The sequence below is a fragment of the Endomicrobium proavitum genome (assembly GCF_001027545.1).
Taxonomy (GTDB): domain Bacteria; phylum Elusimicrobiota; class Endomicrobiia; order Endomicrobiales; family Endomicrobiaceae; genus Endomicrobium; species Endomicrobium proavitum.
The window spans coordinates 764,009-787,461 of record NZ_CP009498.1; the positions used below are offsets into that span (position 1 = coordinate 764,009).

Annotated in this window: 23 protein-coding genes; all 23 read right to left on the minus strand. The window is 39.4% G+C overall.

Features of this window, described 5'->3' with window-relative positions; all coding sequences use genetic code 11:
• Window positions 1–39: 39 nt before the first annotated feature.
• The 23 genes from Epro_RS03260 to nrdR all read right to left on the minus strand — a co-directional run bounded on the left by Epro_RS03260 (window position 40) and on the right by nrdR (window position 23,418).
• Entirely contained in the window at window positions 40–825 is a 786-nt protein-coding gene (locus tag Epro_RS03260; protein ID WP_052570544.1) for a dihydroorotate dehydrogenase electron transfer subunit, read from the minus strand.
• 57 nt (window positions 826–882) lie between these two features.
• The gene (locus Epro_RS03265) at window positions 883–2,160 is read right to left on the minus strand and encodes a dihydroorotase (RefSeq protein WP_052570545.1); all 1,278 of its coding nucleotides are present in this window, start codon (window positions 2,158–2,160) and stop codon (window positions 883–885) included.
• Window positions 2,144–3,088 (minus strand): aspartate carbamoyltransferase catalytic subunit, encoded by a 945-nt coding sequence (locus Epro_RS03270; RefSeq protein ID WP_052570547.1) that lies wholly within the window; start codon window positions 3,086–3,088, stop codon window positions 2,144–2,146. The genes Epro_RS03265 and Epro_RS03270 overlap by 17 nt, the downstream gene beginning before the upstream one ends.
• Window positions 3,089–3,117: 29 nt before the next feature.
• Window positions 3,118–3,648 carry a bifunctional pyr operon transcriptional regulator/uracil phosphoribosyltransferase PyrR gene (gene pyrR / locus Epro_RS03275; protein ID WP_052570549.1) on the minus strand — a complete coding sequence of 177 codons (531 nt, stop codon included), beginning with the start codon at window positions 3,646–3,648 and terminating at the stop codon, window positions 3,118–3,120.
• A 36-nt stretch (window positions 3,649–3,684) separates the two neighbouring features.
• Window positions 3,685–4,221, minus strand: a complete 537-nt coding sequence (gene purE / locus Epro_RS03280; RefSeq protein WP_052570550.1) for a 5-(carboxyamino)imidazole ribonucleotide mutase — start codon at window positions 4,219–4,221, stop codon at window positions 3,685–3,687.
• A 2-nt stretch (window positions 4,222–4,223) separates the two neighbouring features.
• Window positions 4,224–5,498, minus strand: coding sequence for a phosphoribosylamine--glycine ligase (gene purD / locus Epro_RS03285; RefSeq protein ID WP_052570552.1), 1,275 nt, complete (start codon window positions 5,496–5,498; stop codon window positions 4,224–4,226).
• A 156-nt stretch (window positions 5,499–5,654) separates the two neighbouring features.
• Complete coding sequence (gene purQ, locus Epro_RS03290) at window positions 5,655–6,434, minus strand: phosphoribosylformylglycinamidine synthase I (RefSeq protein WP_052570553.1); 780 nt, start codon at window positions 6,432–6,434, stop codon at window positions 5,655–5,657.
• A gap of 27 nt (window positions 6,435–6,461) precedes the next feature.
• Entirely contained in the window at window positions 6,462–8,870 is a 2,409-nt protein-coding gene (gene purL, locus Epro_RS03295) for a phosphoribosylformylglycinamidine synthase subunit PurL (protein WP_144412036.1), read from the minus strand.
• 50 nt (window positions 8,871–8,920) lie between these two features.
• Window positions 8,921–9,394, minus strand: a complete 474-nt coding sequence (locus Epro_RS03300) for a phosphoribosylformylglycinamidine synthase subunit PurS (RefSeq protein ID WP_052570556.1) — start codon at window positions 9,392–9,394, stop codon at window positions 8,921–8,923.
• Window positions 9,394–10,272 carry a phosphoribosylaminoimidazolesuccinocarboxamide synthase gene (locus Epro_RS03305; RefSeq protein ID WP_052571571.1) on the minus strand — a complete coding sequence of 293 codons (879 nt, stop codon included), beginning with the start codon at window positions 10,270–10,272 and terminating at the stop codon, window positions 9,394–9,396. Before Epro_RS03305 ends, Epro_RS03300 begins: the two co-directional genes overlap by 1 nt.
• Before the next feature lie 23 nt (window positions 10,273–10,295).
• Entirely contained in the window at window positions 10,296–10,967 is a 672-nt protein-coding gene (gene phoU, locus Epro_RS03310; protein WP_052570558.1) for a phosphate signaling complex protein PhoU, read from the minus strand.
• 130 nt (window positions 10,968–11,097) lie between these two features.
• Window positions 11,098–11,859 (minus strand): phosphate ABC transporter ATP-binding protein PstB, encoded by a 762-nt coding sequence (gene pstB / locus Epro_RS03315; protein WP_144412066.1) that lies wholly within the window; start codon window positions 11,857–11,859, stop codon window positions 11,098–11,100.
• A 65-nt stretch (window positions 11,860–11,924) separates the two neighbouring features.
• A complete protein-coding gene (locus Epro_RS03320) occupies window positions 11,925–12,677 on the minus strand; it encodes a phosphate ABC transporter ATP-binding protein (RefSeq protein WP_052570562.1) in 753 nt (250 codons plus the stop codon).
• 62 nt (window positions 12,678–12,739) lie between these two features.
• Entirely contained in the window at window positions 12,740–13,594 is an 855-nt protein-coding gene (gene pstA / locus Epro_RS03325; protein ID WP_052570564.1) for a phosphate ABC transporter permease PstA, read from the minus strand.
• Window positions 13,591–14,463 carry a phosphate ABC transporter permease subunit PstC gene (gene pstC, locus Epro_RS03330; RefSeq protein ID WP_052570565.1) on the minus strand — a complete coding sequence of 291 codons (873 nt, stop codon included), beginning with the start codon at window positions 14,461–14,463 and terminating at the stop codon, window positions 13,591–13,593. The genes pstA and pstC overlap by 4 nt, the downstream gene beginning before the upstream one ends.
• 72 nt (window positions 14,464–14,535) lie before the next feature.
• On the minus strand, window positions 14,536–15,429 hold the full coding sequence (locus Epro_RS03335) for a phosphate ABC transporter substrate-binding protein (protein ID WP_052570567.1): 894 nt from the start codon (window positions 15,427–15,429) through the stop codon (window positions 14,536–14,538).
• A gap of 15 nt (window positions 15,430–15,444) precedes the next feature.
• On the minus strand, window positions 15,445–16,920 hold the full coding sequence (locus Epro_RS03340; protein ID WP_052570569.1) for an SH3 domain-containing protein: 1,476 nt from the start codon (window positions 16,918–16,920) through the stop codon (window positions 15,445–15,447).
• Between the two features lie 37 nt (window positions 16,921–16,957).
• Complete coding sequence (locus tag Epro_RS03345; RefSeq protein WP_052570570.1) at window positions 16,958–17,209, minus strand: BRO-N domain-containing protein; 252 nt, start codon at window positions 17,207–17,209, stop codon at window positions 16,958–16,960.
• Between the two features lie 40 nt (window positions 17,210–17,249).
• Window positions 17,250–18,779 (minus strand): glutamine-hydrolyzing GMP synthase, encoded by a 1,530-nt coding sequence (gene guaA / locus Epro_RS03350; RefSeq protein ID WP_052570572.1) that lies wholly within the window; start codon window positions 18,777–18,779, stop codon window positions 17,250–17,252.
• A gap of 58 nt (window positions 18,780–18,837) precedes the next feature.
• Window positions 18,838–19,485 carry a dCTP deaminase gene (gene dcd, locus Epro_RS03355; RefSeq protein WP_052570574.1) on the minus strand — a complete coding sequence of 216 codons (648 nt, stop codon included), beginning with the start codon at window positions 19,483–19,485 and terminating at the stop codon, window positions 18,838–18,840.
• Between the two features lie 18 nt (window positions 19,486–19,503).
• Window positions 19,504–20,310: a hypothetical protein gene (locus Epro_RS03360; protein ID WP_052570575.1), complete on the minus strand. Its 807-nt coding sequence runs from the start codon at window positions 20,308–20,310 to the stop codon at window positions 19,504–19,506.
• Window positions 20,311–20,573: 263 nt separating this feature from the next.
• Complete coding sequence (locus Epro_RS03365; RefSeq protein WP_052570577.1) at window positions 20,574–22,883, minus strand: vitamin B12-dependent ribonucleotide reductase; 2,310 nt, start codon at window positions 22,881–22,883, stop codon at window positions 20,574–20,576.
• A 40-nt stretch (window positions 22,884–22,923) separates the two neighbouring features.
• Window positions 22,924–23,418 (minus strand): transcriptional regulator NrdR, encoded by a 495-nt coding sequence (gene nrdR / locus Epro_RS03370; RefSeq protein WP_052570578.1) that lies wholly within the window; start codon window positions 23,416–23,418, stop codon window positions 22,924–22,926.
• Window positions 23,419–23,453: the final 35 nt, after the last annotated feature.

Consider the following 23,453-nt stretch of genomic DNA (forward strand, 5'->3'; position numbering starts at 1 on the left):
TTTCAGCATGACAATCTGCATTGAGTTGACCACAGACAGCTACAATTCAATTTCTTCAATTTTAAATACGGGACCGTCTTTGCATGTCATTTTGGTTTTGCCGTTTATTTTTACCGCGCAGCCCTGACAGTTGCCTACGCCGCACGCCATTTTTTCTTCCAAAGATGCGTAACCTGAAATATTTTTTTCTTTTGCAATTTTAAGAACTGTTTTCATCATAGGAGTAGGTCCGCAAACATATATGACAGTCTGGATTGCCGCGTCGGATTGCTTTGCAATCCTCCTCGCAATGACATCCGTTATAAATCCTTTATGTCCTTTTGAACCGTCTTCGGTGGAAACAACAACTTTCCAGCCGAGTTTTTGAAATTTATCTAAACACAATAAATCTTTTTTTGTGCGGGCGCCGTAATACAAAGTTCCTTTGTTTTTTAGTTTAGCCGCAAGATAGTAAACGGAAGCTATGCCTGTGCCGCCGGCAACGATAATATTACGGCAATTAGAAATTAAGAATGAGGAATTAGGAATTAAAGGATAGCCGGCGCCTAACGGCCCTAAAAGATTAATTTCGCCTGATTCTATTTCCGATAGAATTTTTGTGCCTTTGCCTACGACTTTATATAAAAAAGAAATTATGTTTCCTTTAATATCGTGAACGCTTATTGGACGACGCAAAAAAACTCCGGGGATTGTGAGCATAAAAAATTGTCCCGGGGAACAGTTTTTTACAATAACCGCATCGGCTTTTACTTGAAGTTCAAAGTATCCTGCGCAGATTTCTTTATTTGATATGATTTTATATGTTTTATCTTGTCGTTTATTCATAATATTTTTTAACTTACGGCGTGACCGTAGCTTGCGTAAATTTCTAATTCATCATTCCTAATCCCTAATTGCCGTATAAACTATTTTTCCGTTAACTATTGTAATCGCCGCTCCGCCTTGAAACTTTCTTCCGATAAACGGCGAATTTTTGCTTTTTGAAAGTATGCTTTCTTTTGTAAACTCATATGAATATTTCGGATCTATTATAGTTATGTCGGCAATAGCGCCTTCTTTAAGAGTCCCTCTGCCTTCAAGGTTAAAAATCAACGCCGGATTGTGAGTCATTTTTTCTATAGCGCCGGAGAGACTTAAAACTTTTTTATCTACAAGTTCGTTTAACACAAGACTTAAAAGAGTTTCAAAACCTATAATTCCAAACGGCGCCAAATCAAACTCTTTATTTTTTTCTTCCGCAGTATGAGGCGCATGGTCTGTGGCTATACAGTCAATAGTTCCGTCGGCAAGACCGACTTTTACGGCTTCAACGTCTTTTATTTCTCTCAACGGAGGGTTCATTTTTGTATTTGCGTCGTAAACTCTGACAACGTCGTCGGTAAGAGTAAAGTAATGCGGGCAAGTTTCCGCGGTAACTTTTATTCCTTTCTTTTTTGCCTGACGCACAAGTTCCACGGAACCCGCCGTAGAAACGTGCGCTATATGAAGATATCCGCCGGTAAGTTCCGCAAGCATTATGTCGCGGGCAACCATAACTTCTTCGGCTTGTTTTGGTATGCCTCTAAGACCCAAAATCATGGAATTTTTACTTTCGTTCATAACGCCGCTTTTACTGAGCTCTTTATCTTCGGAATGCGAAATTACCGGAAGCTTAAACATTTTAGTGTATTCAAGCGCCCTGCGCATAATTTGAGAGTTTGATACGGGAGAACCGTCGTCGGAAACTGCGACTATTCCGGCTTTTTTCAAAACGCCTATTTCGGAAAGTTCTTCCCCTGCGGAACTTTTTGTAACGCACCCTACGGGGAAAACGTTTACAATCCCTTCTTTTTGCGCTTTCAATAAAATAAATTCTACCGTCGGAGCGTTATCAATTGCGGGCTTCGTGTTGGGCATGCATAAAACGCTTGTTATGCCGCCTTTTGCCGCTGCGCGCGTTCCGGTTTTTATGGTTTCTTTCCCTTCCTGCCCGGGCTCTCTCAAATGAGAATGAACGTCTATTAAACCGGGAACCGCTATTTTATTTTTTCCGTCAATAACTTTGTCCGCCGAGCTGGATAATTTAGAAACTATCCGCCCGTTTTCTGCAAAAATATCGCCGACAGAATCTTTCTTTTGCGAAGGGTCAACAATTCGGATATTTTTAATTTGAAGACGCATATTTCCTCGCCTTGTTCGGTTTTAGTAAATATAAGACCGCCATTCTCACGGCAATCCCGTTTGTTACCTGCTCGTTTATTACGGCATTGGGACTGTCTGCCACTTCGGAAGAAATTTCTATTCCTCTGTTCATCGGTCCGGGATGCATTATTAAAACGTTTGGTTTTGCTTTTGCGAGACGATCTTTTGTAAGCTGGTAAAGCTCAACATATTCGTGCACCGACGGAAACAAATTTTCCTGTTGGCGCTCAAGCTGTATTCTTAAAATATTTACTACATCTGCTTCTTTTATAGCCTCGTCAAGATTGTAATAAACTTTTACGCCGAGCTCTTCAATTTTAGAAGGCATAAGCGTAGGAGGTCCGGCAACGGCAACCTGCGCGCCCATTTTTGTAAGCGCCCAAATATTTGATTTTGCAACTCTTGAATGTAGAATATCTCCGACGAGAAGAACTTTTAAACCTTCAATTTTTTTCTTTTTTTCATACATCGTGTAAAGGTCTAATAAGCCCTGGGTGGGGTGTTCGTGGAAACCGTCGCCTGCGTTAATTATTGAAGCGTTTAGGTTTCTTGCCAAAATATCCGGAGCTCCGGCGAGAGAATGTCTGATAATTATGTAGTCCGCTTTCATTGCTTCAAGGGTTTTGCCCGTGTCTATAAGGCTTTCTCCCTTGACCACGCTTGAAGCGTTTACGGCGATGTTTACAACGTCTGCAGATAATCTTTTTGCCGCGATTTCAAATGAAGTTCTTGTTCTTGTGGAAGGTTCGTAAAAAAGGGTTACTACCGTTTTACCTATAAGCGTCGGAGCTTTCTTAACGGAACGGGTAAAAAGACTTTTAAAAGGTTTGACCGAATCTAAAACTGTTTGCAAGTCTTTTTTGTCCAAATGTTCCAAACCAAGCAAATCTTTGCGGTTAAGAGACATGCTTTCCCCTCATCCTGAGAAAATTTTATTTACAAAACAAAGACTTTATCTTCCCCTTCAATTTCTTTACATTCTACTTTTACTTTCCCGTCAATAACGCGCCTTATTCCCGCGTATCCGGCCTCTATGGGAAGCTCCCTGTGGCCTCTGTCAACAAGCACGGCAAGCTGTATGGATTTCGGTCTTCCGAAATCCATAAGCACGTCAAGAGACGCGCGGACGGTTCTTCCCGTGTAGAGAACATCGTCAACGAGAATTATTTTTTTCTGGCTTATGTCAAAAGGTATTTCAGTATCTTTAATAACGGGCATATCCGCGCCGAAATCGTCAAGGTCGTCTCTGTAAAGCGTTATATCAAGCGTGCCGAAGTTAATACTTGCCTCGCCAACGTTTGCAAGTTTTGCAAGCTCGGACAAAATTCTTTTTGCAATACATACGCCTTTGTTGTGAACGCCTACTATGGCAAGTTCCGAAATATTTTTATTATCTTTAAAAATATCTCCGGCAACTTTTTTAACGGCGTTTTGAAACGCCTGCGAATCTAAAATTATTTCTGACATTATTTTTCCTTTGCCGTAACCTGCTGCTTGCGAATGTTATTTCCCCGCTTGTTGCTGCAAGTATTTTTCTATTCCGTCTTTTTGAAGTTTCAAATCTTCTTTTACCACAGACTCCGCCTGTTTCTTTTTATATTCAACAAGTTTTTCTTTTAACGCGTCGTTTGAAACCGCTATTATCTGCGCCGCAAGAACCGCCGCATTTACCGCTCCGGCTTTGCCAACCGCAACAGTTGCAACCGGCACGCCTTTAGGCATTTGAACTATTGCAAAAAGCGCGTCTAAACTTGCAAGATTTTTTCCTTCCATCGGCACGCCTATTACCGGCACGATTGTTTCCGAAGCTACAACTCCGGGCAGCGCCGCCGCCATTCCCGCGGCAGTTATAAAAACTTTTGCGCCGGAAGACTCTGCGCCTTGAATGCTCTGTTTCAAATGCTGCGTCGTTCTGTGAGCGGAAGCAATATTAATGCTGTATGCCAAACCGAATTCTTTCAACATTTTGACAGTCTCATTTATAACGGGCAAATCCGAAGCCGAACCGACAATTATCGCTACATCCGTTCTGTTGTCCATTTTTAACTCCTGATTGCTTTATGCGCAATATCTTTGCGGTAATGCATGTTTTCAAAAGATATTAGTTTTACCTGCGAATAAACTTTATCAATTGCGCTTTTTATATCTGCCGCCGTTGAAGTAACTCCTAAAACTCTTCCGCCCGACGTTACAGCTTTGCCGTTTTCAACTTTTGTGCCCGCGTGAAAAATTATTGTGTCTTTATCGGTTATACTTTCAAGACCTTTGATTTCAAAACCTTTTTGAAAACTTCCCGGATAACCGCCGGACGCTAAAACAACGCAGACTGCAAACTCTTTTTTCCATTCAATTTTTATATCCGAAAGTTTCTTATTTAAAAGAGCTTCGCAAATATCCGTTAAATTTGTTTTAAGAAGCGGCAGCACGGCTTGCGTTTCAGGGTCGCCGAAGCGGCAGTTAAATTCTAAAACATAAGGCTCTTGTCCGTTCATTATAACGCCCACATACAGCACGCCTTTATAATTTAATTTTTCGTTCCGAATGCCTTTTATAACTTTTTGAATAATATTTGTTTCAACTTTTTTATTTAAATTTTCCGTCGCAAGCGGAGCCGGAGCATACGCGCCCATTCCGCCCGTGTTTAAACCTTCATCGTTATCGTTTACTCTTTTATGATCTTGAGACGCAGGCATCATTGCGTAAGAAACGCCGTCGGTAAAAATTAAATATGAAAGTTCCTGACCGTTGATAAATTCTTCTATTACAACAGTTGCGCCGGCGGCGCCTAAAACTTTTTCGCTCATTATTTGCTTAACAGCATTTATTGCGTCCACTCTGCCGTTGCACATATAAACGCCTTTTCCGGCGGCAAGACCGTCCGCTTTTACTACGACTTTTTTATTTTCTTCCCAATTTTCAAGATATTTTAACGCGTCGTCTATATTTGAAAAACTTTCATATTTCGCCGTGGGCACATTATATTTTTGCATGAATTCTTTTGAATAAGTTTTGCTTGCTTCAAGACGAGCCGCGGCTTTTGAAGGCCCTGCTATTTTTAAACCTTCGGCTTCAAAAAAATCTACTATTCCCTCGGAAAGAGGAACTTCGGGACCGACAAAAGTTAAATCTATATTATTTTCTTTAACAAACGTCGCAAGTTTTTCAAACTCGCTGACGCCGATATTTGTATTTTGCGCCACAGAAGCAATTCCGCCGTTTCCCGGAGCGCAATAAATTTTTTCAATATTGGAACTCTGTGCAAACTGCCGGCAAATTGCATGTTCTCTGCCGCCTGAACCTATCACCAAAACTTTCATTTACTCTCCAAAAAGGCGTAGTTTTACGGCATTATTCTACAAAATATATAAAAAAATGTAAATTATATTGTTATTTCAATTGATTTTAACAGCAAAACCCGCCTTAGTTAAAAAGCGGGTTTTATTATTGTATTTTAGTTTTATTTTAGGTAAGTTTTAAATGTAATCAACGGCATTTTGGAATATTATTTTTCCCCAGCCATGCTCGCCGTCAAAACCTTCTTTTCCCGGATGCTGCAGAGCAAAAACATATCTTTCAGGATGCGGCATAAGCCCGAAAACATTGCCTTTTGCATTGCAAATTCCTGCAATTTGCTCCGTTGAACCGTTGGGATCAAGCGGATACTTCGGATTTTTTCCGTCTTTAGAAGAATATCTGAAAACAACTTGATTATTCTTATTAAGATCGTCAAGAAGTTTTTTATCCGCAGGAATAAACTTTCCCTCGCCGTGCGCTACAGGCAAAGATATAATGTTAGGAAGATTTTGCACCCAAAGAGATTTACTTACTCCTTTTTGTTTTTCCGTCTTCAAATAAACCCAGCGGCATTCAAATTTATCCGAATCGTTGTATGAAAGCGTAGAAATTTGTTTGAAAAGTTTTGAGTCGGGAAGAAGTCCCATTTTTACCAACACCTGAAAACCGTTGCAAATACCTATTACCGGTTTTCCGCTTAAAGCAAATTTTTGCACTTTTTCGCCGAGTTTATTTTTCACTTCATTTGACAAAATTTTTCCGGAAGCAATGTCGTCGCCGTAAGAAAACCCGCCCGGAAAAGCTAAAATATCGTATTCAAAAATTTTGTCTCTTTTTTCTATAAGCTCGTTTACATGGAGCTTTTCCGCAGACGCTCCGCACAACTCAAAAGCAGCCTGAGTTTCAAAATCACAATTTGTCCCCGCAGTCCTTAAAATCAACGCCTTAACTTTTTTCATATTTTTTACCTATTACCTATAGTTAATCTACCAATTAATTGTATTTTTCCAGCTGTTTAGCAGTTCTTCCGGTTTTGCCTGAATTTTCACTTTTTCTTTTGCGCTTTCAAAAATTACTTTATCTGCGCCCACAACGCCGACTTCCGCAAATGAGCTGCCTTTAAATATTGCGGCAGCGGCTTTTTCATTTTCAGGTTTAACTTCAATTACAAATCTTCCGTTGGATTGCGAAAATAAAATTTCCGCCGCGGTAAGAGTTCCTTCTGTTTTTATTGCATTAATATTTATTTTTACGCCCAGCTGCGACGAGAAAGCCATTTCGCTTATTGCTACGGCCAAACCGCCTTCCGACGCGTCGTGAGCGGCTTCAATTAAACCTTTATTTATAGCTTCATAAAGTTTTTTCATTAACGGTCTTGATTCTTTAGGATAAACATCCGCAACTATGCCGCCTGAAATTTTATTTATTTTTGCAAAAACAGAACCGCCAAGCTCGTTTCTTGTAAGCCCCAAAACAAAAACTTTATTTCCTTTCTGCTTGAAAGGCATTGTAACGGTATTTGCCGCATTATCTATAACGCCCATCGCTGAAATTAAAAGCGCAGGGGGTATGGAATATTTTTTACCGCCTATTGAATACTCGTTATGCAAACTGTCTTTACCGGAAATAAACGGAACGTCAAAAGCTTTAGACATATCGTAACACGCGTTTGCGGCGCGCACTAAACTGCCGAGAATTTCCGGTTTATTTGGATTTCCCCAGCAGAAATTATCAAGCACCGACATTCTGTCTATGTTTGCTCCGACAGCGGCGGCATTTCTCAAAGACTCTTCTATAGCCGAAGCTGCCATTTTATAAGTATTAATTTTTCCGTACTGCGGATTTAAACCGTTTGAAAGAACTATTCCTTTTTTTGTTCCCTTGACGGACGCGTAAGGCCAAATTACTGCAGCGTCGCCGGGGCCGGAAACTTCAATACCGTTTCCCTGAAGAGGTTTTATAACCGTTTGCCCCTGAACTTCGTGATCGTATTGACGTATAATCCATTCTTTAGAACAAACGTTCAAATCGCTAAGCGCGGCTTTTAAAGATTTTAAAAGTTTTGCTCCGTTAAATTTAACCGGCTTCTGCTTTTTCTCTTGAACTATTTTATAAACCGCCGGACGTGTCGGTTTTGGAACTCCGTCGTGCAAAAACTCCATGCTCATATCGGCGACAACTTCGCCGTTATAGGTGAGAGTAAGTTTTTTATCGTTTGTAAATTCGCCTATAAACGTAGCTTCAACGTTTTCTTTTTTAAATATTTCTAAAATTTTCTTTTTGTTTTTAGCGGGCACTGCAAAAACCATTCTTTCCTGCGCTTCGGATATCCAAATTTCCCACGGGCTTAAGCCTTCGTATTTTAAAGGAATTTTTGAAAGTTCAACGCGAACGCCCGTTTTTTCGCCAAGTTCCCCGACAGCCGACGACAAACCGCCCGCTCCGCAATCCGTAACGCCTCTGTAAAGTCTTAAATCTCTGGCTTTAAGCATTGTGTCTAAAACTTTTTTTTCTATTATCGGGTTGCCTATTTGAACCGCGCTTACGTCCGATTCTTTATCAAGCTGCACCGACGAGAAAGTAGCTCCGTGAATTCCGTCTCTTCCGGTTCTTCCGCCGACAACCAAAACCAAATCTTTCGGTTTTACCTGCTTATCAATCATATTTTTAGGAATAATTCCCATTGTGCCGCAATAGACCAAAGGGTTTGCCATATAGCCGTCGTCAAAATAAACCGCGCCGTTTACCGTAGGAATGCCCATTCTGTTGCCGTAATCGCGCACGCCCGACACAACGCCTTTTGCAATTCTTTTAGGATGATGCATTCCGTCCGGCACCTGCGACGCTTTTGTGTTCGGGTTGCCGAAACAAAACACATCGGTATTTGCCAGCGGCTTTGCGCCAAGCCCAACGCCTAAAATATCTCTTATAACTCCGCCGATGCCCGTTGCCGAACCTCCGTAAGGCTCAAGCGCCGACGGGTGATTATGCGTTTCCACTTTAAACGCCGCGCCGTTTTTAGAATCAAATTCTATAACGCCGGCATTGTCTTTGAAAACAGACCAGCACCATTTTTTGTTAAGCTCAACGGTGGCTTTAAAAATTGTTTCCTTTAAAAGGTTGTTATATTTTCTTTTTGATTTTTTTCCGTTTTTTTCTTCGCTGTATTCAATAACTCCGGTAAGAGTTTTATGTTTGCAGTGTTCGCTCCATGTTTGAGCTACGGTTTCAAGTTCAACGTCGGTAGGATTTCTTTTAAGTTTTTTAAAATAACTCTGAACGGATTTCATCTCTTCAAGAGAAAGAGAAAGAACATTTTTTTTGCTCAGTTCAACAAGCTGATTGTCGGACAAATTTAAGATTTCAATAATATTACAGTTAATTTTAGATTTCATTTTTCCGCCGTTTATTATTTCCGTGTTTGGCACGAAATTTGTTTTTACAATTACTTAACTTTATAATCCTGTATTATGGTGTTTGCAAGAAGCTTTGTCGCAATTGTATCCAAAGTTTTTTTAGAAAGCTTTCCTGACAAATAATATCTGTGTCCGGTTTTAACCGTAATACTCTTTTTTATTCCCAAATCTTTAACCGCCTTAACAACGCTTTCCGCAACGGTATCGGTAACGCCCTTTTTATACCAAACTTCTATTACGGACGGTTCCCCGAGGGAAACAGGTTCGTTCGCAGTGGGGTTAACAAAACTTTTCACGCTGTAGGTTTCGGTAATCTTATCGCTCAAAAGTTCGCTTGCGGCAAGATTGGCGTCGGCGGCGTTTACATCTGCGTCTATCAAATAAATCTGCGAATAAGCTACTTTTGAAACTCCTGCAACGGATATCCCTCGTATATCGGAAAGTACATGCTCCCCGCGAGAATCTTTAAACCCTTTTTTCGTTGATATTTCTATTTCAAACATTAGAATTTCCTTCCGGTCAGTTTTTCGTATGCGTCTGTGTATTTCTCAAGAGTTTTTTCAACTATGTCTTTTGGAAGTTCGGGCGCGGGAGAAGATTTATCCCACTTAATTTTTTCAAGATAATCGCGGACGTATTGTTTATCAAGACTGTCCTGCGACACGCCTTGCGCATATTTTTCTACTTCCCAAAATCTTGAAGAATCCGGCGTAAATATTTCGTCTATTAAAATAAGATGTCCGTCGTAAAAACCAAATTCCAGTTTTGTATCGGCAAGAATTATTCCTTTTGTTAACGCGTAGTCTGCAACTTTTTTATAAAGGCTTATTGAAAGTTCCTGAAGTTTTTCCGCCGTATCTTTTCCGGTTCTTTTTACGGTTTCTTCAAAAGATATATTCTCATCGTGCTTTCCGTTTTCTTCTTTGCTTGACGGCGTAAAAATAGGCTGCGGAAGTTTTGAAGATTCTTGCAGCCCGTCGGGAAGTTTAATGCCGCAGACGGTTTTTGACTTTTGATACTCTTTCCAGCCGGAGCCCGCCAAATAACCTCTGATTATGCATTCAATATCAACTCTGTTTGCTTTTTTAACAATCATTGAGCGGTCGCGGAGATATTCGTATTTTTTAAGTTCCGCCGGAAACTCTTCAAAATTTCCGGTTATTATATGGTTTGGAACAATATCTTTAACGAAATCAAACCAAAACATTGAAAGCTTATGCAAAACTTTTCCTTTATTTGGAATTAACGTCGGAATAACCCAGTCAAACGCCGAAATTCTGTCGGAAGCGACTATTAAATAGTTGCCGTTAAAATCATAAACATTGCGAACTTTTCCTTTATGCACCAAGGGAAGATTAATATTTTCTTCTTGATTACTCATTTTTTTTATTTTCTCCTGTCTTATTATTTGCAATTTACGGTTCTCGGATGACGTATGTCTTTTCCGTGCACCATGAAAATAACATCTTCGCTTATATTTGTGGCATGATCGCCTATTCTCTCAAAACTTCTTGCTATTATAATTAAATCCACCGCGCGTTGAATTGTTTCGGGATCGGAAGATTTTACCATGTACTCTTTCAAATCTTTTAAAACCACGTCCCTTAAATCATCAACTTCATCGTCTTTTTCCAAAACGCTTTTTGCAAGATGCGCATCGCTTGTATTAAAAGCTTCTATGCAGTCTTTAACCATCTGCGTAACGATATCAGCCATTTTAGGAATATCAATAAGCGGCTTAAGTTCCGGGTATTTTATAAGATCCGACGCTTTCTCGCTTATATTTACGGCTTCGTCCGCCATTCTTTCCAAATCGCTGTTAATTCTCATTGCCGACGTTATAAATCTTAAATCTGCGCCGACGGGCTGGTTTAAAGCGATAAGTTTAAGACACGTATCGTCAATAACTATTTCTTCTATATTTACTTCTTTTTCAAAACCGAGAATTATTGCGGCAGATTTCTCTTTTCTTTCAACAAGCTGCGCAATAGTCTCTTTAATCATCTTCTGGACAAGCCCCGCCATATCAACAAGACGGCTTTTTAAATCGTTCATTTCAATTTCAAAATGGCGCATAATGTTTCCTCCGGAAACAGAAGTTAAGAAGATAGGAAGTTAGGCAGCTAAGCAAGAAGATTAACGAATATTTCCGTTTTAGTTTATAAACTTCTTAACCGCTAAACCTCTAAACTTCATTATTTTATATTTATCCAAACTTACCTGATACGTAATCGTCCGTTTCTTTTTTTGACGGGTTGGTGAATATTTTTTCTGTCTTATCAAACTCTATGAGTTCGCCTAAAAGCATAAACGCCGTGTCTTGTGAAATTCTGGCTGCTTGCTGCATGTTGTGCGTTACTATTACTATTGTGTATTTGTCTTTAAGCGCAAGCATTAACTCTTCTATTTTTTGCGTTGAAACAGGGTCAAGCGACGAGCACGGCTCGTCCAGCAAGATAATTTGAGGACGCACCGCTATAACGCGCGCTATGCAAAGACGCTGCTGCTGCTCAAGCGTTAAACTCAAAGCATTTTTTTTGAGCTTATCTTTAATGTCGTCCCAAAGCAAAACCGCTTTTAAGCTTTTTTCAACAATCGCGTCAATGCTGCTTTTTTTAGATTCTATTCTGTTTACTTTTAAACCGAACGCAACATTTTCATAGACGGAAATAGGAAACGGATTAGGTCTTTGAAAAACCATGCCTACGTTTCTGCGAAGTTTGTCTATATCGGTTTTTTCCGAATAAATATTTTTGCCCTGTATATTAATTTCGCCGCTTGTGCGTACGCCTTCAATGGTATCGTTAATTCTGTTCATTGAGCGCAAAAGCGTTGACTTGCCGCACCCCGACGGACCAATCATGGCGGTAATGCGTTTTTCCTGAATAGACATATTGATATCTTTCAACGCGTGAAAGTTTGTATAGTAAAGATTGAAATTTTTTATATCAATTTTTGACAATGTTATCTCCTGCATCTTTTCCGTTTCTAAATTTCATAACTTCTATTTTTCTTAACTTCGGCGTTTCGGATTTACCCGAAACGTCCCGTTATGTAATCTTCAGTCCGCTTATTTTTCGGCGCTACAAAAAGTTCCGCCGTTTTGCCGAGCTCTATTAGTTTTCCCATCAGGAAAAATGCCGTTCTGTCGCCAACGCGCGACGCCTGCTTAACGTTATTTGTAACTAAAACTATCGTATATCTTTCTTTAAGTTCTATCATCGACTCTTCAACTTTTGCCGTAGAAATAGGGTCAAGTCCGGAGCACGGCTCGTCAAACAAAATAACTTCCGGATTTATGGCAAGAATTCTGGCTATGCAAAGACGCTGCTGCTGCCCGCCGGAAAGTTTCATCGCCGACGAATCAAGTCTGTCTTTAACTTCATTCCAAAGCGACGCGTCTTTTAACGCTTGTTCTACTATTGCGTCTTGGTCTGCTTTTCTTGACAGCAAACCTAATCTTTTAGGAGCGTAAATTATATTTTCATAAATGGACATTGGCAGAGGAATAGGCATTGCAAAAAGCATTCCCACGCGTTTGCGCAATTTTTCCATATTCATGTCAAAAATATTTTTATCGTCAAGATAAATCTCGCCCTTGCGGGAATAGTTTGCGTCAAAATCGTTCATTCTGTTGAGGGTTCTTAAAAAAGTTGTTTTTCCGCTGTTTGCAGGGCCAATAATAGAAAGAATTTCATTTTCTTCAACGTTAATATTTAACGATTCAAGAACCTGTTTCCCGTTATAAAAACAACTTAAATTATTTACTCTTATTTTATCTGCCATTTTATTCCTGTTGTTTTACGTCGTTAATTCGCAATTGGTAATTTTAGTAATTGCCGTTCCTACTACCATTTTCTTTTCTTACGGAAGTAAAGTCTTGCAACAATCGCAATTAAACTCATTGTAAGAACCATCATTAAAAGAACAAGCGCCGTGCCGAAAATTATATTTTTAGGCATGTTAGGTATTTGCGTGGCAATAATATATAAATGATACGGCAACGCCATAACCTGATCAAACACCGACGACGGAAGATGCGGAACGTAAAAAGCCGCCGCGGTAAAAAGTATAGGCGCCGTTTCGCCGGAAATTCTTGCAATGCTAAGTATTGCTCCGGTTAAAATTCCCGGAAGCGCATTCGGCAAAACTATATACCTTATGGTTTGCCAGCGGCTAACGCCCAGCGAAAGGCTTGCCTCTCTGAAAGAATACGGAACGCTTCTGAGAGCCCCTCGCGAAGTGGTAATTATTACGGGGAGTTCCATTATAGATAAAGTTAAAGCGCCGGCAATAATTGAAACGCCGAGTTTTAAAAACATAACAAAAATACCCAACCCGAAAAGCCCGTAAACCACCGACGGAACGCCCGCCAAATTTACAATCGCAAGATTTATTATTCTTGTAAGCATATTGTCTTTTGCATATTCGTTTAAATATATCGCCGCGCACACTCCTATAGGAAGCGTTATGGATATTGCGCATAAAACTATTGAAAGCGTTCCGAGTATTGCCGGAAGAATTCCGCCGGCTCTCATTCCGTCTTTAGGCATGGATGTTAAAAATTCCCAAGTTATTGCCGATGCGCCGTTTTTAATAATTATAAAAATAACTACCACCACGGGCACTATTGCAAGAATAGTAGCGCAAAAAAGTAAAGTGTATGAAAGCTTCTGTGATAATTTAGGACTGAGTTTTATCATTTATTTTTGCTCTTGCCGAGAAATAAATCCGCCACGAAATTTACCAAAAATGTTATTACAAAAAGAACAAGCCCTATGCCGAAAAGCGCTTTATAATGTATTCCCCCGCGAACAGTTTCGCCCATTTCCGCGGCAATTGTAGCCGTCATTGTGCGCACGGGTTCAAAAATAGAACCCGGTATTTGCGCGGCGTTTCCGGTAATCATCATTACCGCCATAGTTTCGCCGATAACTCTGCCTATTCCAAGCATTACCGCGGCAATAATTCCGGGCATTGCCGCTTTCAAAACTATTCTGCGAAGCGTCTGCCATTTGGTTGCGCCCAAAGCAAGCGCGCCTTCTTTATACGACCACGGAACCGAACGTATTGCATCTTCCGAAATAGTTACTATCGTCGGCATTGCCATAAAAGCAAGCATTATAGAACCTGAAAAAGCCGTAAGCCCCGTAGGAACATCAAAAAGCGTTCTCACAAGAGGCACTAAAGTTACAAGCCCAACAAAACCTATAACAACGCTCGGTATAGCCGCCATAAGCTCTACAATAGATTTAAGAACATCTTTAACGCCCTTAGGCGCAATTTCGGATATGTAAAGCGCCGCCATTACGCCTATAGGCACCGCTATTACACACGCGCCCACGGTAACAAGCAGCGAGCCCATTATAAGAGGCAGAATTCCAAACTGCGCCGGCGACGAACTTGGATACCAAAATTTGCCTGCAATAAATTTTATAATTCCGAAATCCTGAAAAAATCCCAAGCCTTCTTTCAAAAGAAATCCGAAAATTAAGACGACAAATACTATTGCAAGTATTCCGCAGACAAAAATTATTTTCTCAATGATTGCGTCTATTATTTTTCTTTTCATTTTAATTTATGAAGTTTGGAAGTTTAGATGCTTAAAAGTTTGGCAACTGCAAAAACGCTAAGCTTCCAAACTTCAAAACTTCTTGCCTTCCGCCGTTTTAACCGGCACAAAATCTGTTTCCAAAACTATTTTTTGCCCTTCTGCGGACAGCGCGTAATCTATAAACATTTTAACAACGCCCGTCGGTTCTCCGTCGGTATAAAGATACAGAGGTCTTGAAATAGGATATTTCCCGCTCATCACATTTTCCGTATTAGGGTAAACGTAAGAACTTTTAGCGTTAACGGCTACGGAAATTGTTTTTACGTTATTGTTGATATAACCCATGCCCACATACCCCAAAGCGTGCGGGTTTTGTAAAACCTCGTCGTAAATTGCCTGAGAAGACGGCATTAAAAGAGATTTCGGCGAGAATTCGTCGTTTGATTTTTTATCGCCGAGACGTAAAACATGCTCTTTAAAAAACATATGCGTGCCGGAATTGCTTTCTCTTGACAGTATCACTATTTCCAAATCGTCGCCGCCGACCTCTTTCCAATTTGTAATTTTTGCCATAAAAATATCCCGCAGCTGCTGTAAAGTTAATTTTTCCACGGGGTTATTTTTATTTATAAGTATCGCAAGCCCGTCAAGCCCTATCATAAACTCGCGGGGGTTCACGTCTTTACTTTTTGCAAGAACGGTTTCTTTCTTTTCAATTTCCCGCGAAGACATTGCAATATCGCACGTTTTATTCATAAGCGCCGCAAACCCCGTGCCCGAGCCGCCGCCCGTTACGCCTATATTATATGTAGAATTAACTTCTACAAATCTCTCAGCCCAAACCTGCACAAGATTTACTATTGTGTCCGACCCTTTAATTTGAATTGAAGAATGAAAAGCCCCGCCCTTCCCCTGCGAGCGAGCACAGGAAGCAATAACAACCGCTATAAAAAACAAAATTAAGATTTTGATATTATTTTTCATAAAATATAATTAGTTTTATCCGATAAAAAATGCGCCCGTTCCGCCGTTATTTAACATATCTATAGCAAAATCATTTCCTTGCTTTGCAGCTTTTTGTAACCAGAATAAACCTTCACGACTATCATTTACCGAATATCTGCCGTTACGAATATATTCTCCATAATAATATCCGGCAAGTCCGACTTGCGCTTTTGCATATCCGTCATCAGCAAGCAGTTGCGTCAAATCTCTATACGTTAAAGGTAAATTAAAAACCTCAAAATATATGCTGCCTAAATTGTATGCATATTTTAAATATCCGGCTTTTATAACTTCAGATATCAGCGGCAATGCTTTCGTCTTATACTCTTTTATTCCCAAATTACAATACATTAAACTTAACTCGCCTTTTGCAGGCAAATATCCTTGTTTAGAAGATAACTCTAACATTTCTATACTTTTTGGAGATCTGTAATCAAATCTTTTATAAACCATTGCACACATATACTGCGCGATTTTATCGGCGCTATTAGCCTTATGTAAAATTTCATCAAATAAACTTTCAAAAATTATATTGTCCTTTGTAATCCAGCCAACAGCTCCATCGCCTGAAACTCTAACCCAGTCTTTTTCTTTATACTCTATATTTACCACTGCCCCTTCATAAAGTTTCCCTATTGATTCTCCGTTAGGAGCATCTTTTAACTCAATATTATTCTTCAAAATATTGACAGACGCAAACAAAGATTGAGCATTAATATAAGGCAAAGTGTCATTATATCCTGTTTCTTTTAAACGTTTATCAACAATACTTAATGTTTTCTTTTGTTCGTCAATACATTTTTCAGGCAGCAAACTTTCTTTGAGGAAAATATCTGCTTTTATGCTATTTTTATCGTTATAATACGCAACTATTATAAAATAATTTGTCCCGACAACGCGAACAAAATCATAGTAATCATACTTACTCCGCTCAAGACCAAATTTACAGTTTTCTATTTCTTTAGTTACAGCATCATAACTTATTAAATTTTTACCGTTTGTTAAATAAAGTTTTCTTTTTTCTTTATCATAATAACAAAAGTTCCCGATATTATCTTGAACTTTTTCAACATTGCCTTCTTTTACATGAAACAACGAGTATTGACTATAATTTGTCTCTTTATAAAGCAAATATTCATATTCACTTATTATAAACTTTACAAGTGAATCCTGTCTTAGTATTTGATTTTTATAATCGGTAAAAAAACTTAAGTCTGCGTTATCCGTATCTTGTTTTATCAGTTTTTCATTTTCGTAAAGATAAATAGCAGTATTCCCTATGGGATTTGAAACAACAACATAAAATTTACCGTTTTTAACAACATAACTTATCGGCTGCTCAAGAAGCGAAACATTACTTAAACTTTCTATAGTCGCAAGCAGTGCATATTTATCGCTCTCATCGCCAGTTTTGCATGCAAGTCCATTAAAACTTAAAAACAACATTACGATAGCAATAAATATTCTCATAAGCCCTTACTTGATTCTATTGTAAAAGAAATCCGTATTATTGACAGTAAAACTTCCCGTCAGCTGCCGGCATTTTCAGTTGGTCACAATTTGTGACCAACTGGCTGCCTTCTTTGTTTAAACGCTCTTTTAATGTACTCCAATAACTTTTAGCCCTTTTATAATCAGCTTGCTGCGTTAATACCATAACAATATCAATAACAGAAAAATACCACTTTTCTTTCTGCTCATCATAAACTCTGCGTATCTTAAAGTTCTCAAAAATTGCCAAAGAATTACTTGAAGACATTTTTTATTTTTTACCTATTACCTTTTACTTGCCGTTCAAACTATTCCCACTCAATTGTCGCAGGCGGTTTATTTGAAATATCGTAAACAACTCTGTTTGCGCCTTTAACTTCATTGATAATTCTTGAGGATATCGTTCCAAGCAAATCGTAAGGCAGTTTTACCCAGTCTGCGGTCATTGCGTCAACGGAATTTACGGCGCGCAAAACTATTACGTGCTCATAAGTTCTTGCGTCGCCCATAACGCCTACTGTTTTTACGGGAAGTATTATGGCAAAGGACTGCCAGATTTTTTCATAAAGTCCGGCTTTTATTATTTCCTGCGTTACAATATCGTCGGCTTCCTTTAAAATTCTTAATTTCTCGTCGGTAATTTCTCCGAGACATCTTATTGCAAGTCCCGGACCCGGGAAAGGCTGCCTGTCTATTATTTCGTTTGGAATTTTTAGTTCTCTTCCCAAAACACGAACTTCGTCTTTAAATAAAAATTTTAAAGGCTCCACAAGCTGCATCTTCATTTTTGCCGGAAGTCCGCCGACGTTGTGATGGCTTTTAATAGGCTGTTTGGAACCTTTAATTGAAACGCTTTCTATAACGTCCGGATATATTGTTCCCTGCAAAAGAAAATTTATGCCTTTAAGCTGTTTTGCGTATTTATCAAAAACTTCTATAAAAGTATGACCTATAATTTTTCTTTTTGTTTCAGGGTCCGTTACGCCTTTTAGTTTGCCCAAAAATACCTTTTTAGCGTCAACAATAAATAAATTTTTGCCGAAAGTTTTACCAAAAACTTTTCTGACTCTTTCTGTTTCCCCGAGCTTCTGCAAACCGTGATCAACATAAACGCAGAAAAGATTTTTACCTATCGCTCTATGAAGCAAAACCGCCGCGACGGAAGAATCTACTCCGCCCGACAATGCGCACAAAACCTTGCCCTTGCCAACCTGCGCGCGCACTCTTTTAATTTCTTCGGAAATATAAGACTTCATAGTCCAATCTTGTTTTTCTTTGCAGATATTAAAAATAAAATTTTGAAGGATTTTACGACCGTGAACGGAATGTTTAACTTCGGGGTGGAACTGAACGCCGTATATATTTTTTTTAGTATTTTCTATCGCTGCATAAGGCGAATTCGGCGATTTTGCGGTAATTTTAAAATCTTTTGGAAGTTTGGAAAGTTTATCCCCGTGGCTCATCCACAGAGTTTCTCTGTTTTTTAGCCCTTTTAATAATTCGCATTTAGGATTGACGGAAACCTCGGCTAAACCGAATTCTCTCTTATTTGACGGAGAAACTTTGCCGCCCAAAAGCTCTGCTATCAACTGCATTCCGTAACATATACCTAAAACAGGAATGCCAAGCTCCCAAATTTTCTTATCAGGGTGCGGCGCTCCTTTTGCATAAACGCTGTCATAACCGCCGGATAAAATGATACCTTTTAAATTATTAAGTTCCGAAAATTCCGATAAAGGTTTATTTCCGGGATAAATTTCGCAATAAACTTTTTCTTCTCTGATTCTTCTTGCTATAAGCTGGGTATATTGCGAACCGAAATCCAAGATTAAAATCATAAAAACCCCAAAATAAGTTTATAGTTAATCGTCGTTAAGTATCAGCCGATATATTATACTAAATTTTTGCCTGCGTTATTGTTTTTTGAGCTTGATATTTGCCTTTTCTGTCGGCGTATGAAATTTCGCACACTTCGTCTGCGCCTAAAAATAATACCTGCGCTATGCCTTCGTTTGCGTAAACTTTCACCGGCAAATTTATTGTGTTTGCTATTGAAAGCGTTACATAGCCTTCCCATTCCGGCTCAAACGGCGTAACGTTTACAAAAATTCCGCAGCGCGCGTAAGTGGATTTGCCGAAAGCTATCGTTACAACATCGCGCGGAATTCTGAAATATTCTATGGTTTTTCCAAGCACTATTGAGTTTGGCGGTATAACTATATAATCTTTAACTTTTACGGGTTCAAATAAATCGTTTGAATTTTTCGGGTCAAGAATAAAACCGGAAGTTGGGAAGTTTGGAAGTTGGGAGGTTGAGCAATGACTAACAACCGGCTGTTCAATCATAGCGTTGTATTGTTTTTGCTCAACTTCCGATTTAATAACCATAAACTCGTCGGATAAACGCATATCGTAGCCGTATGAGGAAGTTCCGTAAGAAATAACGCCGCGCCCGTCAACTTTTTTTACCTGTCCGGCTTCAAACGGTTCTATAATTTTATTCTCTTGCGCGTTTTTAATAATCCACTTATCGCTTTTGACCATTTATTTATCCTTGCACTATTAATATTCCCATTGCGGAATTTCTTGTATCCAAACTTCCATTCCGCGAATTTCCTTAACAGCAAACTCTGAAGAATCTACAGGATATCCGCCTAAACTAAAAGTATGATATATTAAATATTTTGTATTAGGTATTCTTATCGGATCAGTAAAAGTTTTTCTATATGGACTATCCCGTTTCTCTACTCTAACTCTGGAGAATTGTTCTGTTTTTATATCGCATACAAATATACCAATAACGTCTTCTAAAACATCTTTTTTTGTACGCTTGCCTATTATACCTGAAATTTCAAATCCATAAAAATATATTTTCTCATTTTGAGAATCTATATAAATGTTGTTGCCGGCTGCTATACATCTATAATTTTTTGAAATAATTTTTTTTATTCCATTACTATTATCAACCAATTTAAAAAGTTTATCAACGTCTGAAACATCAATACCTCTATGCAATTTAGCAACTCTTTCTTGTTCGGTATAATAGGGAACAAGCTCAATATATTTATCTTTGTTTATTATTAATTTATTATCAAAATTTTCATAATCTCTTCCGTCTCTTCGCGAATTATCTACAATTGTTCCCGGATATTGTCTAACGTTAAGTTTTTCAAGCGTCGCATTACGAAATTGATACACGGCATCAGCGCTAATAACATAAAAATTATCATTTTCAATTACATAACCGCTAAAAGAACTTGTAGTAGATAATAACAATTTAGGAGGTAAAAAAGTTCCTTCTTTTCCAAATGCGTAATTAGATACAAACAGTATAAATAAAATTAATATGTTCTTTTTTAATTTAAACATTATTTAATTATCTTTTGTATTTTTTTCTTTAAATAAAAAAATCTCCGGATTGCCGCCAGTCTTCGGGCACTTTAAGGATTGTGTGCTCACTCCGTATTACAACTTTACATGGAAGGCTCGCTTTCGGATTAATATCTTACTTACAAACACACACTCACAGACCTGCGCTCATTATTTATCGCGCGTTCGCCAACACAACAAGCTTTGCCGCCATGGCGCGTCTTTTTTTTACCTTTTACCTATTACTTATTACCTGCCATCTGTCACCAGCATTTTGAATAGCCGCAGGAATTGCACTTTTGGCAGCCTTCTTCAAAAGTCAGCATTTCGCCGCACTCGGGGCATTGCGGGCATGAGCCTGAAAAATTTTGTTTGGAATCTTTAGAATAAGCCGACTTTTTTTCCGGCGACGCTTCCGGATAGGGATCTGCGGCAGTTACTACGGCGTTATCAAAAAGCGCCGGCGCCTGTTTTTCTTTGGCGTAAGCTTCCATAGCTTTTGCAACGGCGTCCGCGCATGAAAGAATTGCTCCGCCTTCGGCAAGCGTCGGCGACGGGCATCTTATTCCTTTAAGCTGGCTGATAATTTCGTCCTGATTTACGCCGGAGCGCAACGCAAGGGAAATAAGTCTTGCTATAGCTTCAGACTGCGACGAAGTGCACCCGCCGGATTTTCCAAGCTGGGTAAACAATTCGCACGCGCCGTTTTCATCTTCATTTATAGTTACATACATTTTACCGCAGCCCGTATGCATTAAGAAAGTAAAACCCGATGTTTTTCTGGGTCTTGTTCTTGGTTTTTTCTCTTTAACTTCCGCGGCAACAGCGGTTTCTTTTTTCTCGCCGGTAATAAGCACGCCTTCGCGGCTTCCGTCGCGGTAAACCGTTACGCCTTTGCAGCCCATTTTATAAGAAAGAATGTAAACTTTTTTTACATCTTCCTTTGTTGCGGAATTTTGGAAATTTACGGTTTTTGACACGGCGTTATCGGTAAATTTTTGGAAAGCCGCCTGCATTCTTATGTGGTCGTCGGGAGAAATATCCTGAGCCGTCACAAAAATTTTTCTGTATTTTTCCGGAATTTCTTTCAGCCCGTGAACGCTTCCGGTTTTTGAAACTTTGTCCATAAGTTCCGTTGAATAAAAACCATGCTCTTTTGCAAATTTTTCAAAATACGGATTTATAACAAACATATCTTCGTTGTCCAAACAATTTGCTCTTCTGTAAACAAGCGCAAAAATAGGCTCTATTCCGCCGGAAGCAGAAGCTATTATGCCGATAGTTCCCGTAGGCGCTATAGTTGTTGTGGTTGCGTTTCTTATAGGACTGCCTTTAACATAAACGCTCTTTTTGAAGTTGGGAAACGCTCCGCGTTTTAGCGCAAGCTCTTGTGAAAACTCATGGGACTTTGTTTGAATAAAGCCCATAAGTTTTTCCGCAAGCATTAAAGAATCGTGCGAACCGTAAGAAATATTTAAATACATAAGCAAATCCGCCCAGCCCATAACGCCAAGACCTATTTTGCGGTTAGAACGCGTAGTCTCGCCGATTTTCTGTATCGGATAGTTGTTCATGTCTATAACATTGTCTAAAAAGTGAACGGCGGTCCGGACGGTTTTTTCAAGTTTTTCCCAGTCAACGTCGCCGTCTTTTACAAAATGCCCTAAATTTATAGAGCCCAAATTGCAAGACTCGTAAGGAAGAAGCGGCTGCTCTCCGCAAGGGTTTGTAGATTCTATTAAACCGACCTCCGGCGTAGGATTTCCGTCGTTCATTCTGTCTATAAAAACTATTCCGGGTTCGCCGTTTTTCCACGCCTGATCTACTATTTTATTGAAAACTTCTTTCGCGTTAAGTTTGCCGGCAACTTCGCCGTTGCGCGGATTATAAAGATTGTAATCTTCGTCGTCTTCAACAGCGTCCATAAATTCTTTGGTAACGGCTACGGAAATATTAAAGTTAGTCAAATTTTTTGTGTCGTCTTTGCATGAAATAAATTCCAAGATATCCGGATGATCTACGCGCAGCATTCCCATATTTGCGCCGCGGCGCGTTCCGCCCTGTTTAATAGCTTCGGTTGCGGAATTAAAAACCTGCATAAAAGAAACGGGGCCAGAAGAAACTCCGCTTGTAGTTTTTACCTGATCGGATTTCGGGCGAAGCCTTGAAAAAGAAAAACCGGTTCCGCCGCCGGACTTGTGTATAAGCGCGGTATTTTTTAACGTTTCAAAAATGGAATCCATTGAGTCTTCTATTGGCAAAACAAAGCATGCGGAAAGCTGCTGCAAATGTCTTCCCGCGTTCATAAGCGTAGGAGAGTTCGGCAAAAAATCTAACGACGACATTGCCAAGTAAAATTCTTTTGCCAAAGAATCCGTATCGGCGTCTTTATCGTATATTTTGTCCGCCTGGGATATATTTTCAGCAACTCTGTAAAACAAATCTTCCGGAGTCTCGTTAATATTTCCGTTTTCGTCTTTTTGCAAATATCTCTTTTCCAAAACCGTAAGCGCGTTTTTTTCTAAAGCCGCCGGGGTTTGCGAGATAAGTTCCTCTTTTTTGCTGATTGCCATACTTCCTCCTGTCGCCGTCCGTTTCTTTGTTTTTTATTTTTTATAACGTTTTAGTTTTTGCGGTTTTCTTCTGACTTTTTAAATGTTCTTTTTTAAGTTTTTTAAGTTCGTCGGTAAAATCGTCTATATCGCTGAATTTTCTATACACCGACGCAAAACGAATGTAAGCCACCAAATCTACGTCGTAAAGCTTATTTAAAATTTTTTGTCCTATAATATTTGACGGAATTTCCATTACGTATTCGTCCATAAGTTCGTTCTCTATGGAACTTGCCATTTTATCTATGGTTTCCGCCGCTATAGGACGTTTGCGGCACGCGCGGTCAACTCCCGCCCAAATTTTTTGTCTGTCAAACGGTTCTCTTCTGTTGTCGGATTTTACAACCGTAAGCGCAACGTCTTCAGGACGTTCAAAAGTTGTGTATCTTTTTTTGCATTCCAAACATTCTCTGCGCCGCCTGATAGCTGAAGTATCTTCAACAGGGCGCGAATCAAGCACCTGATCTTCCAGGCTTCCGCAAAAAGGACATTTCATGTTACGCCTCTTGTTTTTGAGCCGACAAAAATAGC

What these genes read in the sequence shown, in the direction of transcription:
- pstA (WP_052570564.1), bottom strand. Translation starts at nt 13,594, where the DNA reads ATGATAAAACTCAGTCCTAAATTATCACAGAAGCTTTCATACACTTTA.
- Epro_RS03320 (WP_052570562.1), bottom strand. Translation starts at nt 12,677, where the DNA reads ATGGCAGATAAAATAAGAGTAAATAATTTAAGTTGTTTTTATAACGGG.
- nrdR (WP_052570578.1), bottom strand. Translation starts at nt 23,418, where the DNA reads ATGAAATGTCCTTTTTGCGGAAGCCTGGAAGATCAGGTGCTTGATTCG.
- Epro_RS03340 (WP_052570569.1), bottom strand. Translation starts at nt 16,920, where the DNA reads ATGAGAATATTTATTGCTATCGTAATGTTGTTTTTAAGTTTTAATGGA.
- Epro_RS03305 (WP_052571571.1), bottom strand. Translation starts at nt 10,272, where the DNA reads ATGAGTAATCAAGAAGAAAATATTAATCTTCCCTTGGTGCATAAAGGA.
- guaA (WP_052570572.1), bottom strand. Translation starts at nt 18,779, where the DNA reads ATGATTTTAATCTTGGATTTCGGTTCGCAATATACCCAGCTTATAGCA.
- purE (WP_052570550.1), bottom strand. Translation starts at nt 4,221, where the DNA reads ATGGACAACAGAACGGATGTAGCGATAATTGTCGGTTCGGCTTCGGAT.
- pyrR (WP_052570549.1), bottom strand. Translation starts at nt 3,648, where the DNA reads ATGTCAGAAATAATTTTAGATTCGCAGGCGTTTCAAAACGCCGTTAAA.
- pstC (WP_052570565.1), bottom strand. Translation starts at nt 14,463, where the DNA reads ATGAAAAGAAAAATAATAGACGCAATCATTGAGAAAATAATTTTTGTC.
- Epro_RS03270 (WP_052570547.1), bottom strand. Translation starts at nt 3,088, where the DNA reads ATGTCTCTTAACCGCAAAGATTTGCTTGGTTTGGAACATTTGGACAAA.
- Epro_RS03335 (WP_052570567.1), bottom strand. Translation starts at nt 15,429, where the DNA reads ATGAAAAATAATATCAAAATCTTAATTTTGTTTTTTATAGCGGTTGTT.
- purD (WP_052570552.1), bottom strand. Translation starts at nt 5,498, where the DNA reads ATGAAAGTTTTGGTGATAGGTTCAGGCGGCAGAGAACATGCAATTTGC.
- purQ (WP_052570553.1), bottom strand. Translation starts at nt 6,434, where the DNA reads ATGAAAAAAGTTAAGGCGTTGATTTTAAGGACTGCGGGGACAAATTGT.
- dcd (WP_052570574.1), bottom strand. Translation starts at nt 19,485, where the DNA reads ATGGTCAAAAGCGATAAGTGGATTATTAAAAACGCGCAAGAGAATAAA.
- purL (WP_144412036.1), bottom strand. Translation starts at nt 8,870, where the DNA reads ATGAAATCTAAAATTAACTGTAATATTATTGAAATCTTAAATTTGTCC.
- phoU (WP_052570558.1), bottom strand. Translation starts at nt 10,967, where the DNA reads ATGCGCCATTTTGAAATTGAAATGAACGATTTAAAAAGCCGTCTTGTT.
- Epro_RS03300 (WP_052570556.1), bottom strand. Translation starts at nt 9,394, where the DNA reads ATGTTTGAAATAGAAATATCAACGAAAAAAGGGTTTAAAGATTCTCGC.
- Epro_RS03260 (WP_052570544.1), bottom strand. Translation starts at nt 825, where the DNA reads ATGAATAAACGACAAGATAAAACATATAAAATCATATCAAATAAAGAA.
- Epro_RS03360 (WP_052570575.1), bottom strand. Translation starts at nt 20,310, where the DNA reads ATGTTTAAATTAAAAAAGAACATATTAATTTTATTTATACTGTTTGTA.
- Epro_RS03265 (WP_052570545.1), bottom strand. Translation starts at nt 2,160, where the DNA reads ATGCGTCTTCAAATTAAAAATATCCGAATTGTTGACCCTTCGCAAAAG.
- Epro_RS03345 (WP_052570570.1), bottom strand. Translation starts at nt 17,209, where the DNA reads ATGTCTTCAAGTAATTCTTTGGCAATTTTTGAGAACTTTAAGATACGC.
- Epro_RS03365 (WP_052570577.1), bottom strand. Translation starts at nt 22,883, where the DNA reads ATGGCAATCAGCAAAAAAGAGGAACTTATCTCGCAAACCCCGGCGGCT.